At 45.9% G+C, this 17408-nt stretch carries 18 protein-coding genes; 17 read left to right on the forward strand and 1 reads right to left on the reverse strand.

Annotation, left to right across the window (positions count from 1 at the left end):
* The first annotated feature begins 90 nt into the window (after positions 1-90).
* From IAQ59_RS03435 to IAQ59_RS03445, 3 genes are all read left to right on the forward strand, one after another.
* Positions 91-1035, forward strand: a complete 945-nt coding sequence (locus IAQ59_RS03435; protein ID WP_209329373.1) for a metallophosphoesterase — start codon at positions 91-93, stop codon at positions 1033-1035.
* Positions 1036-1062: 27 nt separating this feature from the next.
* The gene (gene araD1 / locus IAQ59_RS03440) at positions 1063-2025 is read left to right on the forward strand and encodes an AraD1 family protein (RefSeq protein WP_209329374.1); all 963 of its coding nucleotides are present in this window, start codon (positions 1063-1065) and stop codon (positions 2023-2025) included.
* 143 nt (positions 2026-2168) lie between these two features.
* Positions 2169-2927: a polyprenol monophosphomannose synthase gene (locus IAQ59_RS03445; RefSeq protein WP_209329375.1), complete on the forward strand. Its 759-nt coding sequence runs from the start codon at positions 2169-2171 to the stop codon at positions 2925-2927.
* Positions 2928-3022: 95 nt separating this feature from the next.
* On the opposite strand, the gene IAQ59_RS03450 is transcribed toward IAQ59_RS03445, so the two are convergent.
* Positions 3023-4243, reverse strand: coding sequence for an ABC transporter permease (locus IAQ59_RS03450; RefSeq protein ID WP_209329376.1), 1221 nt, complete (start codon positions 4241-4243; stop codon positions 3023-3025).
* 38 nt (positions 4244-4281) lie between these two features.
* Between IAQ59_RS03450 and IAQ59_RS03455 the strand changes: the two genes are divergently transcribed.
* The 14 genes from IAQ59_RS03455 (at position 4282) to IAQ59_RS03520 (ending at position 17394) form a co-directional block, all read left to right on the forward strand.
* Positions 4282-5496 carry an exo-beta-N-acetylmuramidase NamZ family protein gene (locus IAQ59_RS03455; RefSeq protein WP_209329377.1) on the forward strand — a complete coding sequence of 405 codons (1215 nt, stop codon included), beginning with the start codon at positions 4282-4284 and terminating at the stop codon, positions 5494-5496.
* A gap of 3 nt (positions 5497-5499) precedes the next feature.
* Positions 5500-6423: a methionyl-tRNA formyltransferase gene (gene fmt / locus IAQ59_RS03460; protein WP_209329378.1), complete on the forward strand. Its 924-nt coding sequence runs from the start codon at positions 5500-5502 to the stop codon at positions 6421-6423.
* 87 nt (positions 6424-6510) lie between these two features.
* The gene (locus IAQ59_RS03465) at positions 6511-7059 is read left to right on the forward strand and encodes an RNA polymerase sigma factor (RefSeq protein ID WP_209329379.1); all 549 of its coding nucleotides are present in this window, start codon (positions 6511-6513) and stop codon (positions 7057-7059) included.
* 32 nt (positions 7060-7091) lie between these two features.
* On the forward strand, positions 7092-7469 hold the full coding sequence (locus IAQ59_RS03470; protein ID WP_209329380.1) for a hypothetical protein: 378 nt from the start codon (positions 7092-7094) through the stop codon (positions 7467-7469).
* Positions 7470-7472: 3 nt separating this feature from the next.
* Positions 7473-7922, forward strand: coding sequence for a Spy/CpxP family protein refolding chaperone (locus tag IAQ59_RS03475; protein ID WP_245189401.1), 450 nt, complete (start codon positions 7473-7475; stop codon positions 7920-7922).
* Between the two features lie 105 nt (positions 7923-8027).
* On the forward strand, positions 8028-9356 hold the full coding sequence (gene xseA / locus IAQ59_RS03480; protein WP_209329381.1) for an exodeoxyribonuclease VII large subunit: 1329 nt from the start codon (positions 8028-8030) through the stop codon (positions 9354-9356).
* Positions 9334-9531, forward strand: coding sequence for an exodeoxyribonuclease VII small subunit (gene xseB / locus IAQ59_RS03485; protein ID WP_209329382.1), 198 nt, complete (start codon positions 9334-9336; stop codon positions 9529-9531). Before xseA ends, xseB begins: the two co-directional genes overlap by 23 nt.
* A gap of 51 nt (positions 9532-9582) precedes the next feature.
* The gene (gene ligA / locus IAQ59_RS03490) at positions 9583-12060 is read left to right on the forward strand and encodes an NAD-dependent DNA ligase LigA (protein ID WP_209329383.1); all 2478 of its coding nucleotides are present in this window, start codon (positions 9583-9585) and stop codon (positions 12058-12060) included.
* A gap of 106 nt (positions 12061-12166) precedes the next feature.
* On the forward strand, positions 12167-12658 hold the full coding sequence (locus IAQ59_RS03495; RefSeq protein ID WP_209329384.1) for a DUF6913 domain-containing protein: 492 nt from the start codon (positions 12167-12169) through the stop codon (positions 12656-12658).
* A gap of 4 nt (positions 12659-12662) precedes the next feature.
* The gene (gene dapA / locus IAQ59_RS03500; protein WP_209329385.1) at positions 12663-13562 is read left to right on the forward strand and encodes a 4-hydroxy-tetrahydrodipicolinate synthase; all 900 of its coding nucleotides are present in this window, start codon (positions 12663-12665) and stop codon (positions 13560-13562) included.
* 139 nt (positions 13563-13701) lie between these two features.
* Entirely contained in the window at positions 13702-13896 is a 195-nt protein-coding gene (locus tag IAQ59_RS03505; protein WP_209329386.1) for a hypothetical protein, read from the forward strand.
* Positions 13897-14163: 267 nt separating this feature from the next.
* On the forward strand, positions 14164-15411 hold the full coding sequence (locus tag IAQ59_RS03510; RefSeq protein ID WP_209329387.1) for an NRAMP family divalent metal transporter: 1248 nt from the start codon (positions 14164-14166) through the stop codon (positions 15409-15411).
* 85 nt (positions 15412-15496) lie between these two features.
* Positions 15497-15964, forward strand: coding sequence for a GbsR/MarR family transcriptional regulator (locus IAQ59_RS03515; protein ID WP_245189402.1), 468 nt, complete (start codon positions 15497-15499; stop codon positions 15962-15964).
* A gap of 71 nt (positions 15965-16035) precedes the next feature.
* Complete coding sequence (locus IAQ59_RS03520) at positions 16036-17394, forward strand: TolC family protein (RefSeq protein ID WP_209329388.1); 1359 nt, start codon at positions 16036-16038, stop codon at positions 17392-17394.
* Positions 17395-17408 lie beyond the last annotated feature (14 nt).

Here is a 17408-nt window from a genome sequence, read left to right on the forward strand (position 1 = left end):
GTCATTTCTCCCTAGCTACCGCCATTTTTACTGCACAAGATTCATTATTCAAAAAAACACGTAATTTTAAGTTCCCTTAAACCTACCTAAATGAAAGTGAATATCTTTTCCTTATTGGCAGGCGCAATCGTTTTCGCGGCTTCTTGCAAACCTTCAACCAACGGTTCGTTTGAGTTTATGGCAATTGGCGATGTGCCCTATCACCTGCCGGAAGACTTTTCGAGATTCGAAAATATGGTTCAGGCCATCAACGACTACGCCCCGGCATTTACCATACATGTGGGAGATATCAAATCCGGTAGTACGCCGTGTAGCGATGCGTATTTTGAGCAGATCAAGGGCTACTTCAGCGAGTTCGAACAACCCCTGATTTATACGCCTGGAGACAACGAATGGACCGATTGCCATCGACCTGCATGTGGCGAATACGATCCAGAAGAACGCCTGGACAAACTCCGCCAACTATTTTTCTCCGAAGGCGAAAGCCAAGGAAAAAATCCCATAGCCCTCCATACCCAAAACACCTATGAGGGCTTGGAGAAATTCGTTGAAAATGCCCTGTGGGACAAAGACGGGATTTCCTTTGCCACCATCCACGTTGTTGGCTCCAACAATAACCTAAAACTGGACACCTTGGCGCTGAACGACGAGTTTTTTGAAAGGGAAATGGCTTCTCTCTTTTGGCTGAATCGTGTATTTGACTTAGCTACCGAAAAAAACCACCGTGGAATCGTCCTTACTATTCATGCAGGCCTTAATTACCGAAGCCAAGAAGATACCAATGGCCACTTGTCCTTTGTAAACTTACTCCGAGAGCGTGTAGCTGCATTTGAAAAACCGGTATTGCTCCTGTATGGCGACTTTCATAAATTCGTCGTAGATAAGCCTTTGATGGATGCCCAACGAAAAGTACTCACCAACTTCACCCAGGTTCAAACGTTCGGTGATCGGGATATGCATGCCGTACGCATCCGAGTAAACCCGGCTAACCCAAACCTATTTGAGATTCATCAGCACTTCATCAGCGGAAATTAAACACAACCCACAGGAAACCTAAGAACCATGAGATTAATTCAATTCAGAGACGATACCAACCGAGGCCACGTCGGGCTAGTTAACGGAGAGCGAATCCGGATAGTAAACGGAATCTCCTCCATGTACAGCTTAGTACAAAAGCACTTCGAAAGCGGAAAATCCCTGGAAAACCTGGTAAACGAGCTGGTGGGCAATGCCTCGGAGAACTATGAATACCTATTAGCCAACAACCAAGTGGATGTCCCCCTTTCCCACCCGGATCCTTATCACACCTGGGTCACCGGCACGGGACTCACCCACCTGGGCAGTGCCACCTCCCGGGACAGCATGCATCAAAAACTGCAGCAGACAGATCCCGAGGAGCTGACAGATTCAATGAAAATGTTCCGAATGGGGCTGGAAGGAGGCAAAATGCAAGGCGAAACACCCGGTGTGCAACCGGAATGGTTTTACAAGGGCAATGGTCTCATGGTTGTCGCTCCGGGGAGACCGCTTCAATCTCCTACATTCGCACTGGACGGAGGGGAAGAACCGGAAATAGTCGGCATTTATGTCAATAAGCCGGACGGCACTCCCTTTCGGGTAGGATTTGCGGTAGGTAATGAGTTTTCGGACCACAAGATGGAAAAAATCAACTATCTCTACCTCGCACATTCCAAACTGCGACAATGTTCGTATGGGCCGGAAATATTTATAGGAGAGCTTCCCAAGCATTTGGTAGGAACCTGTAGCGTAAAAGAGGGTGAGCAGACTATCTGGAAGAAGGAATTTCTGACCGGAGAGGCGAATATGAGCCATAATATCCAAAACCTGGAACACCATCATTTTAAATATGAGCTATTCAGGCAGCCGGGAGACGTACACATCCACTACTTCGGAACGTCTGTATTGAGTTTCGCAGAAGGCATCCAAGTAAGAAATGGCCAACAATTTGAAATTGAAATCCCCTTGTTGGGTAAACCTCTTATAAACCCTTTGAACCAGCTTTAGCGCTTGCGCATTCCGTGAAGACTCGAGGTTGGCAGGTTCGTTCTATGGTTACTTAAGGGATAAATCGGATAGGTTTACATATTTTAACGGGGTTTGGCCTTGAATCCCCCGTGGTAAACGCTATTTTTGTCCTCTATTTTCCTATGAAAAACGACAAACTGGTCATCATTCCCACTTACAACGAGATAGAAAACATCTCAGATATGATCCATGCGGTGATGGGTTTGGAGGAGAACTATCACCTACTAATCATTGATGATCAGTCGCCCGACGGAACCGCCGCACAGGTAAAGAAAGAGCAGGAAACCTTCCCTGATCGGCTTTTTCTGTTGCAGCGGGAAGGAAAGCAAGGCTTGGGAACAGCCTATATAGAAGGGTTCCAGTACGCACTCGCCCGAAATTACGACTATATTTTTGAAATGGATGCGGATTTTTCGCACAACCCTGCGGATTTACCCCGCCTCTACGATGCATGCAACAGGGGAGATTGCGATATGGCTGTAGGATCCAGGTATATTACGGGTGTCAACGTGGTCAATTGGCCCATGGGGAGGGTTTTGATGTCCTTTTTTGCCAGTAAATACGTGCAGTTCATCACCGGTATCCCTATACGGGATACCACGGCAGGGTTTGTCTGCTACCGGCAGAAAGTACTGCGTACGATAGACCTGGAAAAGATCAAATTTATCGGCTATGCATTTCAGATTGAAATGAAATTTACCGCTTGGAAACTTGGTTTTAAGGTAAAAGAAATCCCTATCATCTTTACCGATCGTACCAAAGGCACATCGAAAATGTCAAAGCACATCTTCCGGGAAGCGATCTTTGGCGTAATCTATATGAAAGCTAAAAGTCTCTTACGAGGGTATCAGCCAGCAAGCGATGCATACTTGTCCTCCTAATCTGGAAGGAAATCCCCATTTAAAGTCTCATTTTTAAGGGAATAACCTGAAAGGCTCACCATGGGACTTACACATTTCCGTTAATTGAGCCATTCCTAGTCAAACCGGATGGATTTAATCGGGTTTACATTTGCAATGACCATCGCCGGAATAAAAAGCACCGCCGTGGTAATTATTAAGATTAACATATTCAAGCCAAAAATCATGGACCAATCCCAAAAAACGGGCACAAAAGACATGTAATAACTTTCCGGATCCAAGGTGATCACCTGGGTTTTTTCTTGAATCAATCCAAATCCAAGCCCTACCAAGTTTCCGATCAACATGCCCCTACCGATAATCCGTAACCCATTCCAGACAAAAATGCGACGTATTTGATGATTTTTTGCGCCCAGCGCCTTCAGAATCCCAATCATTTGCGTCCGCTCCATTATCAAAATAAAAAGAATGGATACCATATTAAAAGCAGCCACAAAAAGAATCAACCCCAAAAAAACATATACATTGTTATTTAACAACTCCAGCCAGTCAAAGATCTGCAGGTATTTATCAGTGGCTTTGACCATTTTAAGATCATAATCCATCAGATCGTACAATTTGGTGGCATATTGGTCTATATTGGCTGCATTGTCTACAAACACTTCAAAACCACCCACTTCCTCAGCTTCCCAATCATTCAACACCCGAATGGTCTGAATGTCCCCAAGGATTACCTTGTCATCAAAATCTTCCAGAAAAGTCTCATACAACCCGACCACCTCAAACCTGCGGAAACGCGGAGGATCCTGCACAAAGTACATGGTAATCCGATCGCCCACATCCAACAGAAGTTTTCTGGCTATTTTGGTACTCAGGATTATTTCGTTCGACGCCACACCTTCGGCTGGGAAGTGAATGAATCTACCCTTTACCAAAGATGTGGAGAAGGTCAGGCTATCGAAATCTGGCCCCACCCCCTTTAGAATAACTCCTTCCACCTCTTGGTCACCTTTAAGCAATCCCGGTTTAGTAGCATAGCTTTGCACATGACGTATGTAGTCGTGTTTGGGGTATTCGGTAAAAAAAAAGCTGTCCTTGCTGGTAGGTGACTCTTCCAAAGACTTGGACATAACGAATCGGTGCAACTGGTAGTGACCCGTAAATGAAAACACCTTTTCCGAAATCACCTCCTGAAACCCTCCCAAAATCATAAACGAGACAATCATTATCGCTAGGCCTATCGCAATGCTGGCAACAGCTATCCGATGAATCGTCCCGGTAAATCCTCCGGTTCGTTTAAAACTTATTCTTTTGGCGATGAAGTAGGAAAGGTTCAATGAGATCGTTTATTTTGTTAGAAGAAACGCAAATTACAATGAAGCACCTAAAGATAATACTTCTCGCAGCAATTTTGTTCGGCAATCTCACACATTGTCAGAGCAAGAGCGGTAGGGGCACCGAATCGAACCACACGGAGGAAGTCGAAGCTGCCTCCCCCATTTTGCCGGCGGCAGACCGACCGGAGGCATACCTGCCCCTATTGGCGGAAAAAAGGGTAGCCTTGGCTGTTAATCAGACCAGCGTGCTGACCTCGCGGAACAACCTTCATTTGGTGGATTTTCTGTTGCAGGAGGGGATAAAAGTACAGAAAGTATTTGTCCCTGAACACGGTTTCCGAGGCGATGCCGACGCAGGTGAAATCGTGCAAAATGAAATAGACAAAACAACAGGGCTACCCTTGGTTTCCCTGTACGGTGCATCTAAAAAGCCTTCCAAAGAAGCGTTATCCGACGTGGATGTCGTGATATTTGACATTCAAGATGTCGGTATCCGATTTTACACCTACATCAGTACCCTGCACTATTTGATGGAAGCTTGCGCAGAGCAGGGAAAGCCGCTATTGGTCATGGATCGCCCCAATCCAAACGGCGACTATGTGGATGGCCCCATCCTGCAGCCGGGATATACGAGCTTCGTAGGTATGCACCCCATTCCCATCGTGCATGGCCTCACCGTTGGCGAGCTGGCACAGATGATCAATGGAGAAGGATGGCTTGAAAAAGGAATAAAGGCAGACCTCACCGTGGTCGAAGTGGGCAATTGGCAACATGATATGGCCTATTCCTTGCCGGTGAAGCCCTCCCCCAACCTTCCCAACGACGTGGCTATCCGATTATATCCTTCCCTCTGCTTCTTCGAGGGCACCGACGTCAGCTTGGGAAGAGGAACCCACTATCCTTTTCAGGTCTACGGTTATCCGGATCTCTCATTTGGAGACTTTACCTTTACCCCAGTGAGTATCCCGGGCATGTCCAAAAATCCTCCCCAGCAGGACAAGCTATGCTATGGCAAAGACCTGAGAAACGAACCGCTCACACACCGATTCACGTTAAAGCACCTGTTGGATGCCTATGGAAAATCGGGCAAAAAGGAGGCGTTTTTCAATAATTTCTTCGATAAATTGGCCGGAACCGACCAACTCAAAAAGGACATCTTAGCCGGAAAAACAGAAACAGAAATCAAGGATTCCTGGCAAGCCGGGCTTACAAACTATCACGCCATCCGTAAAAAGTACTTGATTTACCCCTAAGTGATGCCAAAAGATCTGCGAATTATTTACATGGGCACGCCGGAATTTGCCGTGCCCGCACTGGAACTGCTCATCGAGGAAGGTTGGAAGGTGGTGGCCGTCATCACCGCTCCGGATAAACCGCAGGGGCGCGGCAAAAAACTGGGGACTTCTCCCGTGAAGGATTGTGCCCAAAAACACGGAATCCCGATCCTGCAGCCCAGCAACTTAAAGTCTCCAGATTTTCAGGAGACACTAAAGGGTTTTCAGGCCGATTTGCAGGTGGTAGTTGCCTTTCGGATGCTGCCGGAATCCGTATGGAGCATGCCGCCTATGGGAACCTTTAACCTCCACGCTTCCCTTCTTCCCAATTACCGCGGTGCGGCTCCGATCAACTGGGCTATCATCAATGGTGAAAAAGAAACCGGTGTTACCACATTTTTTCTTCAGCATGAAATCGATACCGGAAACATCATTCATCAAGAACGCGAACCCATCTACGAAGAGGATACCGCCGGAACACTCTACGACCGACTGATGCACCGAGGAGCCAAACTTGTCGCAAAAACCGTCCGCGATATCGCCAATGGCAATGTGACACCTCTGCCCCAAGACAACACAACGGCAATGAACCATGCACCTAAGATATTCAAAGAAACCTGCCAAATCGACTGGAAAAAATCTACCCTAGCGATACATAACCTAATCCGCGGTCTTTCCCCTTATCCGGCTGCATGGACAATGGTAAACAACAAATTCTGTAAAATCTTTGCATCAAAGCCAGTAAATAATCATCAAGAGGGACTAGAGCCCGGCCAATATATTTCAGATAACAAATCCTACCTACACTTCAAAACAGGAAATGGGACCCTGGCCATAACTTCGCTTCAGCCAGAAGGAAAACGAAGGATGTCCATAGAAGAATTTCTGCGTGGAAATACAGTATAATCGATTTATTGACCAAGCAAATCCCAAAATGCACCCCATTGGGGTATCCGATTAAACCTTTGCTATGTTTGTCAGTCTAAGTTTTGCATGGTTCCTAAAAGTGATGAAGAAATTTTGGCATTGATCAAAAATCCCCAGACCAGGGATAAGGGATTTCAGCATTTGGTGGAAGCCTTTCAAAAGCGAGTTTATGGCTTAACCCGAAAGATGGTCATCATTCATGAGGATGCCGATGATGTCGCCCAAAACACCTTTATCAAGGCATTTAAGCATATTGACAAGTTCAGCGGGAAATCCACGCTTTTTACCTGGATCTACCGCATAGCGGTCAACGAAAGTCTGAACTTTCTGGAAAAAAAGAAAAAGCGCTTTTTCCTACCCATTGACGACCACCAAGAGGTGATGGAAAACTACCTCGAATCCTCCCCTCTGGTAGACGGGGATGAGATCCAGCGAATATTACAAAAAGCCATACTTGCCCTGCCAGAAAAGCAGCGGCTGATTTTCAACCTGAGGTATTACGAAGACCTAACCTACGAGGAAATCAGCAAAATCACCGATACTTCTGTGGGTGCGCTCAAGGCCAGCTATCACCATGCTGCAAAAAAAATCGAAGAACAATTGAAAGTCGAATAAACCTTTAGTCAATTTAGCTGTCTAACAATCGTATGATGCAAAACATCCCAAAACAAGACATCTTTCGTACGCCGGAGGAATACTTCGAAAACCTGCCCAAAAAAACGCTGCGTAGATACAAGGCCGAAAAGACCAAACAAATCTGGCTAGCCGGTTTATCTGCTGCTGCAGTCTTAGTGCTTGGCTTGATTTTGGCTGTATTCAATCCTACAACGGGAGAAGATCCAAACTTTCAAAGCAACCTGGACGAAACCGTTGAACTGTATATACAGGCTGGTTACTGGAACGAGGAAGACGTCCTATCGCTTAGCGAGAATCCCAACGAGTTGCTGGACATAATGTTGTCCGAAGAATGGGAACAATTGGACCTAAGTGGCAGAGAAGAAATATTTGAAGACGAAATTTACTGATTGATGATACTGAAAAAATCCATATTGCTATGCCTGCTGACCCTAGCCTCTCTACAGGCGATGGCACAGCGGGGAGATCGAGGGGCTGATAGAGAAAAGCTGGATGCTGCTCGAGTAGCCTTTATCACTAACCGACTAAATCTCACTCCAGATCAGGCAGAAAAATTCTGGCCGCTGTATAATCGGTACAACGACCAACGAATGGCATTGATGAAAAAAAGCCGTGAGATCAACCAATCTGCTGATGAAAACCTATCCGATGCAAAAGCGAGCGAGTTGATCGCTGCGCGCTTTACCGTACAAGATGATCTACTCAAGTTAGAAAAGACCTTCATGGAGGAAGTCACTTCGGCAATCAGCCCTTCACAGGCCTTTAAGCTCAGTAATGCCAATCGGGACTTCACCCGGCAGCTATACCAAATGCAGCAACGCCGAGGCGGAAGGCAAGATTAATTTTTTGAACCGGAGTAATATTCCGGTTTTTTCCATTGTGAACCTGCGCCGCATTTTTATCAAAAAGTTACCCTTTCTATCCTTCCTTTTTTATTACTTTGCCGTATGCAAGCGGCGATCTCTCTTCAGAAACTAAACGGAATCATCAAGTCCACTTTGGACATGCACCTGGATCCGTCTTATTGGGTCGTGGCTGAGATTGGCGAATTTCGGGACTCTGCCAGGGGACATGTCTACCTGGATTTAGTGGAAAAAGAGCAGGATCAATTGGTCGCCAAATTGCGGGCAAACATCTGGTCGTATACCTACCAAGGCATCCGCAACCGATTCGAAGGACAAACCGGAGAGCAACTCCGCAGTGGGATGAAAATCCTGGCGTTGGTCACTGTGCAGTTTCACGAACTGTACGGCCTCAGCCTCATAGTCAAGGATATAGACCCTAACTACACGATCGGCGAACGAGCGAAGCGCAGACAGGAAGTCATCGATAGACTAACCAAAGAAGGGCTTATAAACCTAAACAAACAGTTTGATTTGCCCGCAGTGCCTCAGCGTATAGCAGTGATCAGCTCACAAACGGCCGCAGGCTTCGGTGATTTCGTCAATCAGCTGGAACACAACCCGGAAAGATATCAAATACATTACACCTTATTCCAAGCCACCATGCAGGGAAAGGATACACCTGCTTCCATCATGGCGGCCTTGCATCAAATTGAGACCAATTTTATCAAACAGCCTTTTGACTTGGCAGTGATCATACGCGGAGGCGGTGCACAGACCGATATGGATAGCTTTGACGATTACCAATTGGCAAAGGCGATTGCAGAGGCAGTTCTACCGGTGATAACGGGCATCGGGCACGAACGGGACGAGAGTGTGGCAGACCTCGTAGCCCATACCAAACTAAAAACACCGACTGCTTTGGCTTCTTTTATACTTGCCGGTTTCAAAGCATTTGAAGAAAACCTGCAGCTTTGCCTGGCCCGTATCGAACGTGGTTGCCGTACCGCTTTACATCAAGCAGACCGAACCCTGCGGGAATGCGATCATAGAGTGCGTATGGTAACCTCCAACCGTATCCAACTCCAAAAAGAGATTTTAATCAAAAATCGCAACGAGATCAGCCATCAAGCCAAGCATCTCCTAAACCTTGAAAAAATATCCCTCCAAGTGCTTGCGAAGGATGTCCGCCAGCTTGCACAGCGCCGCCTAGAAAAGGCCGGCCTACTGCTTACTCATTCAGAAAAGCATTTGTCCCGGCTAGACCCCAACACCCTATTGGCTAAAGGATATACGCGAACGGAAAAAAATGGTAAGCCTATACAAGCACAAAAAATACAAGTTGGCGATGAAATTACAACTGTTTCCCTTACCCACCGCATCAAATCCATCATCAACGAAATAGAAAACCATGGAACATCAAACACCATTTAGCTACGATCAGGCGATGAAACGGATAGAAGAAATCATCTCCCAGTTGGAACAAGACGACCGAGGCATCGACGAGCTTGCCGTCCTGGTCAAAGAAGCTAGCACGCTGGTAAAAAACTGCAAACAAAAACTGAGGGATACCGAAGATACCATTTCCAAGGCCTTTGAAGAAGATTAGGCATTGAAAGCTTAGCTGCAAACAAAAGGTACCCAACTTAAAATCAGTGCCATGATAGAAAAATATTCCAAACAGGCAGCCAAAAGCCGAATCAAGGAACTGTCTGAAAAAATAAACTATTACAACCACCTTTATTATCAACAGGATACCAGCGAAATCTCGGACTTTGAGTTTGACCAATTAATGGAAGAGCTGATCCGATTAGAAGAGGCTTTTCCGGAATATTTGCTGGAGGATAGTCCTAGCCAACGGGTGGGGGGTACGATTACCAAACAGTTTGACACGGCCGAACATGCCGTCAGAATGCTTTCACTTGGCAATACCTATTCTGAGGAGGAACTAAGGGCCTTTGATGAGCGCGTAGTGAAAGGACTTGGCCACCGAAACTACCAATATTTTTGCGAGCTTAAATTTGATGGGGTGGCCATCAGCCTGATATATGAACGCGGAAAACTGATCCGGGCTGTAACCCGGGGAGATGGCTTCCGAGGAGATGTAGTGACAGAAAATGTCAAAACCATCCGAAATATTCCACTGAGGATCCAAGGTGATAACATGCCCGAATGGTTTGAAGTTCGGGGTGAAATTTTTCTGCCCAGAAAGGAATTTGAAAAAATAAACGCCGAGAGGGAGACGAATGGGGAATCGCTGTTGGCAAATCCCAGAAACGCAGCCTCCGGAACCCTAAAAATGCAGGACTCCTCCATTGTGGCCAAACGAAGGCTAAACTGCTACCTGTATCAACTCCTGGGTGACGACTTGGCTGTAAACACCCACGATCAGGCCATGAAGCTTTTGGTTGATTGGGGATTCAATGTATCCCCCACTTTTCAAAACTGTCCCAATATCGATGCGGTCCTTGCCTACATCGAACAATGGAAAGAAAAACGGCATTCCCTCCCGGTAGATACAGACGGGGTGGTATTAAAGATCAACGACTATGGTCATCGGGAAGAATTGGGATTCACTGCTAAAATTCCCCGTTGGGCGATCGCATTCAAGTATCAGGCGGAGGCGGCCCAGTCTACCCTGCTTTCGATTACCTACCAAGTAGGTCGAACCGGCGCCATCACCCCGGTTGCAAATTTGGCACCGGTCTCCCTCGCTGGAACCACCGTGAAAAGAGCTTCACTGCATAATGCCAATGAAATCCTTCGGCTAGACCTCCATGAAGGAGACCGGGTATGGGTAGAAAAGGGCGGTGAAATAATCCCAAAAATTACCGGCGTAGCGGAAGAATCCAGAAAGAATGGGGCCAAACCGATCACTTATATTACCCATTGTCCGGAGTGTGGCAGCGAATTGATCCGAAAAGAAGGAGAGGCCAAGCATTTTTGTCCCAACGCTGCCACCTGCCCCCCCCAGGTGCTGGGCAGAATCGAGCATTTTGTTTCTAAGCGTGCCATGGACGTAGATTCACTGGGGACAGAACGGTTGAGGGCTTTGATCAACCAAGGGTATGTATCCAATCCGGCAGACCTTTATGACCTACCTTCCAAACAACACCAACTGCTTGGTCTCGAAGTATCTGAGGAACAATACACGAAAGACCGTGAAGGATTTCTATACATAGGACTAAATAAAGCGTTGTATGCAATTACCGAGGGATTGTCGCTTTCTGCCATTGAGGCATTCCTGCGGACTGCTGACAAAGCGGATACAGCGACCAAGTTGACTTTTTTTGAACAACACCTGCGTAAAATCGGAAAAAAGGTTACTGAAAACCTTCACGTACTTCATCGGCTAAGGAATGAATTGGAAGCAAGGCCATTCGATTGGATAGTGGATTTCCTCCCCGTCTATGCCGTGCTGCGTGCGTTGGGCAACCTACCGGGAGAAGTGGCGGAAAAACTCGAGCAGCGCTGTAGGGAAAAAAACTCGGTTCACGACATTCTGCTTCCTTTTCATAAAATACTCCATCCCGAGTACCTGGAGCGAGTGAAAAAACTGAAGGGGAATACCTTTCAGGAAGGTGTGGTAACCAATATGTTGGAAGGCCTAAACAACAGCAAAAACCAACCCTTTGAAAAGGTGCTTTTCGCCTTGGGAATTCGAAATATTGGTGAAAATACGGCCATTTTATTAGCAGAACATTTTACCAGCATCGAAAAATTAGAAGCTGCAACAGAGCAAGAACTACTGGAAATCAATGGTATAGGAGAAACATTAGTCCGAAGCATAAAAGATTACTTTCAAGAAAAGGAAAACCGCGATATCATCGCCCGATTAAAAAGTCACGGACTGCAATTTGAATCCGTGAGAGAAGAACCTATATTAGTAAGCGCAAAATTATCCGGCAAAAAAATACTGGCTTCTGGAAAATTAAACCACTTCAAACGAGACGAAATCATTGATTTTATCCAATCGCACGGAGGGGTTTATGTTAAATCCGTCTCGAAAGCCCTGGATTTCATCATAGAAGGCGAGGATATGGGACCCAGCAAAAAAGAAAAAGCGGTCAAACTTGGTGTTCCGTTGATATCAGAAGAGGATTTTATGGAGATGGTAGCGCATAACGATCAGGAATAAGATTCGAGTGACCTCATTACCTTGTACTTAAGGTATTCGAGCTTCTCAGATTACCTTCACAAAATCAAGCAGCACGTTACCGTAACGCAATGTCAAAACAGTTTTTATGAAATGGATTAGGGAGTACTTTATCAAAAAGGCGCTGGGAAAACCTGCAAAATCGTCGTTCAAAAAAAATATTCCCAACTACCAAGACATTCAGACCGTCGTACTAATTGCACAGCACCCGGACGAAATCGCACAGGTCAAAGACTTATTGCTAGATGGATTGGGTAATCAACTCGCCATTCACAGTTATTTTTACGACGAGAAATCCGAAGACCCTCGCAGCTTTTCGTTCAAGGATTTTAGCCTTTTTGCCAAACCCGAACAAAAATTGAGGGAATTCCTGACACTTCGGCCAGATTTGATTATTTTTACCCCCGAAAAGGAAAATTTCTTTTCTATCTACCTGTTGCACCTACAACCGCAACCCTATGCCATCGGCTTCTACAGTGAACGCTTAAAGCCCTATTTGGATTTGATGTTGGATAAAGAGGGAAATGATATTCGATCGGCCACTGAACAACTTATAAAATATTTGAAGCAGATCAATTGAGTAAATGAAACATCTGAAAGGCTCCGGAGTAGCGTTAATCACCCCTTTTCATGCGGATCAATCCATTGATTTTGCCGCCTTGGAAAGAACCATATTCCACGTAACGCAGGGAGGCATAGACTATTTGGTCGTGCTGGGCACCACAGGAGAATCCGCTACACTGACGAAAGAAGAAAAACAAGAAGTGTTTGCTTTTTGCAAAAACACCAACAACGGCAGACTCCCTTTGGTATTCGGCATTGGCGGAAACTCCACCAAGCAGGTTATTGACGAAATTAACCACACTGATTTAACAGGGGTAGACGCCATCTTATCCGTCAGCCCTTACTACAACAAACCTTCTCAGGCAGGAATCATACAACATTACCAGGCCATTGCCGATGCTAGCCCCGTTCCCATCATCCTATACAACGTGCCTGGCAGAACCATGTCCAATCTGAGTGCAGAAACCACGTTGGAACTTTCCAAGCATCCAAATATCATTGGTGTAAAAGAAGCCAGCGGCAACCTAGAGCAGTGCATGAAAATTGCGGCCGGCAAGGATCCTGATTTCCTGCTTATTTCCGGCGACGACCTGATGACTACCGCCCTACGAAGTGTGGGCGCAGAAGGACTCATTTCGGTACTGGGCAACGCCTATCCAGAAATCATCGCAACCATTGCTGCTGGCAGCATGGAAGCCTCCAAAAACGCTACATTCACCTTATTGGACATCAACCCATTGATGTATGAGGAAAGCAATCCAGTAGGGGTAAAAGCACTGATGCACCGACTCGGCATCTGTAGTGATGTCGTACGCCTTCCGCTGGTCTCCGCCAGTGCCGGTCTCAGCAAGCGGATCACCGAAGCTGCAGATCGTTTGAATATTGCTCAAATGGAAGTTACTCCCGTTAAGTCCATTTGACCTACCTATCTTTTCTTTGAATTATATTTCCCCCACTGAAATATTTTTTCAGTGGGTTGGCCTTATTTTTAACACGAGATGCCCCTTTCGTTTTGCGATGCAGCTACCTAACGTATCGTAAACGCCTAAACGATGCCTGATGAAAAAGAGAAGGATTTTCCTTATATATTCCGTGCTTTTCGGATGTGCTTTTGGAATATTGGTTGCCCACGTAATCACTTCCGGATGGGATGCAGAGTGGGACAATGTACTTCTATTTGCCTTTGGTTCGCTCACGGTTGGCTTGGCTTCGGCAAGTATAGCGTTGTTTTTCCATGAACCTAATAACGGATAAATCTCCTTTGGCTACCAAATACAGAAAAGGAACTGTTTTTCGGAAGCAATGGTGAGTAACTCCGTTTTAGTAAATAAGGGTGCAAAGGTATCATGCACCCTGAGTATTTTTTGTACACGGCCAACTACCTTAATAGATCAACCTTCCATGAATTACTGTCGATTTTTCAAAACACGCCAAAAAGTCTTGGTTATGCCCTGTAGGACAATCCCGGATTTTTAGATATTTTCGCTTTGCCTTATTTTCCACCGACCAAGTAGCGAACCATTGTTTACAAAAAATTTCTTCAAAACCCTGGGACCGGGTATACTCTTTGCCAGTACAGCTATTGGCGTATCCCACTTGGTGCAGAGTACCCGTGCAGGGGCAGAATATGGATTTGCCTTGATAGGCTTCATCTTGGCTGCCAATCTCTTCAAATGGCCAAGCTTCGAGTTTGGAACCCGCTATGCGGCTGCCACGGGACGCTCGTTGATTGACGGCTATCAAAAACTAAACCCCGTCTATTCATTCCTATACCTGCTGATTAACCTGCTGTCCATGTTTTTTGTAAACGCTGCTGTTACATTTGTTGCCGCGGGCTTTTTGCAAAATCTATTGGGAATATCCATAGCGCCTACCTATTACTACCTGCCTACGCTGGTGCTGTTCTTGTTCTCATTTGTATTTCTTGCATTAGGGCGCTATTCTTTACTGGATAGCGGCATCAAGGTGATAGGAACCTTTATGCTAGTCACCACCTTGGCTGCTTTCGCCATTGCACTATTCAATGGTCCTGAGGTACCGTTGGTGTACCAGCCAATTAGGCAGCTTGTTACCGCCAAATCCATTCCCTTCATCATCGCGTTGATGGGATGGATGCCTTCAGCTATTGATTCCTCTACATGGAACAGCCTATGGACAATAGAGCGTACTCGGCAAACGGGCTACAAACCTAGTATACGGGAGGCAGTAGGTGAGTTCAATCTTGGATTTTGGACTTCTGCGACTCTCTCACTCTGCTTTGTGGTACTGGGTGCATTCCTCCTCTTCGGAACTGGAAATTCGCTACCTGACAACAACGTGGGCTTCGCTACTGGTATAGTAAACCTATATGCTACCAACTTGGGAAAATGGACCTTTCCGATCATCGCGGGCGCTGGATTTACCATCATGCTGGGTACCTGTATTGGCGTCATGGACGGCTATGCACGATCCACGGCGAGAGTCGTTTCCGTAATTCGAAGCCGACCCGAAAGCAAAAGGGCCTACCTGTTTTGGTTGAGTCTCATTGCTGTGGGAGGGTTTCTGGTGATCGGTGTCTTTTTTCAGTCCTTTAACCAATTGATTGGAATTGCCACCACCATCTCTTTTTTGGTAGCGCCTATCATTGCCATTTTAAACTATCGCTTGATTTTCAGTACCCATTTGGAAGAATCCCAGAAACCCAAGGCTCTCATGAAGTGGCTGGCGATGGCAGGCATTGCCTTCCTTACGCTCTTCTCACTCGGTATGATTTATGTAAGTTGGTTATAAAGTAAAAAAAATTGGTTCACTTTTTTATGAACAAACAAAACCTTCTTATATTTGTGGCGTTATAACGGTACATAATTCATTATCCATGTCAGAAATACTATCCGAAAGAAAGAAAGAACTGATTGAAAAGATCGGCGTCTTCCATGAACAGCGGGGTATGCAGCCATTGATGGGTCGGATATTGGGCTTACTGATGGTATTGGATGAGGCGGAAGCAACGTTTGAAGAAATCGTGGATTATCTGAACGTCAGTAAAAGCGCCGTTAGCAATGCACTAAATTTCATGCAGATCCAAAATAAGGTGAAATACAAGACCAAACCTGGCGAGCGTAAGCGGTACTTTTACCTAAAAGCAGATGATTGGGAAAACGACATGCAAACCCAAATTGAAGATATCACACAAGCAACTCATTTTTTGCAGGAAGTGATTGATGTCAGAGAACAAGCAAACCCATCATTCACCAACCACCTACAAGAAGTCTGTTCCTTTTTGGAGTACGTTAAAACCAAAATACCCAGTCTTTTCGAAGGGTTTCGAAAACAAAAAGGCTAAAAAAATTTGCCATATTTAGTTCTTTTATTACAGAACATATTTAACAAACTATTTCAAACTTATTAAACTGTATGTTACGAATTCGATTGGTTGCGTTGGCATGCCTGATATTGCTGCCCATTCTCCTGTCTGCACAGCAAACGGAACAGGGGGTACTGACGCTCAAACAAAGTATAGAGATCGGCCTCCAAAACAACCGGACACTTAAGAATACCCTGCTCGATGAAGAAAAAGCAGCCTACCAGCGAAAAGAGATCATCGGATCCGGTCTGCCACAGGTAAACATCACAGGTGGGTACAATAATTTCATCAATGTTTTCCCTCAGGCGCTACCGGGAGGCTTCTTTGGCGACTCCGAGCCCGGATCGGTGGATGTGATAGCCTTTGGTGTACCGCAGTCGCTCAGAGTGGGGGCTTCGGTAAACCAGCTCCTTTTCAGCAGCTCCTACTTGGTAGGCCTTAAGGCAGCGAAGACCTCTGAAGAATTTTATCGGCTTCTTTCCCAGCAATCGGAGGAGGACGTGATATATGACATCTCCATGAATTACCTAGGTTCACTTCAGTTGGAACTGCAAAAGGAAAATCTACTGGCAAACATTGACCAACTGACCGGGTTAGAAAAAATCCTTCGCGCACAGGTCAAAAACGATCTGGTACGGAAGGTTGATCTCAACCGTGTGACCGTGAATCTGTCCACCCTGGAAACCGAACTTGAAAACCTGGAAATCGGGATCGCCCAACGAAAAAACTACCTTAAACTGCTGATGGGAATACCCATGGACAGTTCATTCAACCTTGATGAATCCCTGTTGGAAGACCCAAGGGCTCGGGAGGTGATGCTGGTGGAAGACCTCGATGCCGAAAATCGCATGGATATCCAAGTGCTTGACAAGCAACAGTCACTACTGGATCTGGAATATAAAAACATCAAGGCCTCCCGGCATCCCATGTTAGTGGCTTTCGGAGACCTCAACCGAAATGCGTTTTCCAACCGCTTTGACTTTCTCAGCGAAGGAAAAATCTGGTATCAGGGCTTTCTGGTAGGGCTCAAGCTGGACATCCCCATCTTTGATGGCTTCGCCACCAAATACCGCGCTTCACAAAACAAAGTGAACCAACGTCAACTAGAACAAAACCGTGCAATGGCCATGGACGCGGCCCAGATGGAGTATGAAAACGCAACCAAAAAATACTTCAACTCACTGAAAACGCTGGATGCCGTAGCTGAAAACCTCAACCTGGCAGATGAAGTATTACGGGAAACCACCCTACTCTACAAGGAGTCGCTAAGCCCGCTTACCGACTTACTAGAAGCCGAAAGCACCCAACGCAAAGCACAGGCCAACTTCAACAATCAGCTCGTACAAGTGCAAATCGCACGAGTCGAACTTCTAAAATCAACCGGAAACATCAAAAAGATTCTCCTTTAAAAACCAATCATAAA

It is taken from the genome of Lunatimonas salinarum (genome assembly GCF_017811155.1).
GTDB classification, from domain to species: Bacteria; Bacteroidota; Bacteroidia; order Cytophagales; family Cyclobacteriaceae; genus Lunatimonas; species Lunatimonas salinarum.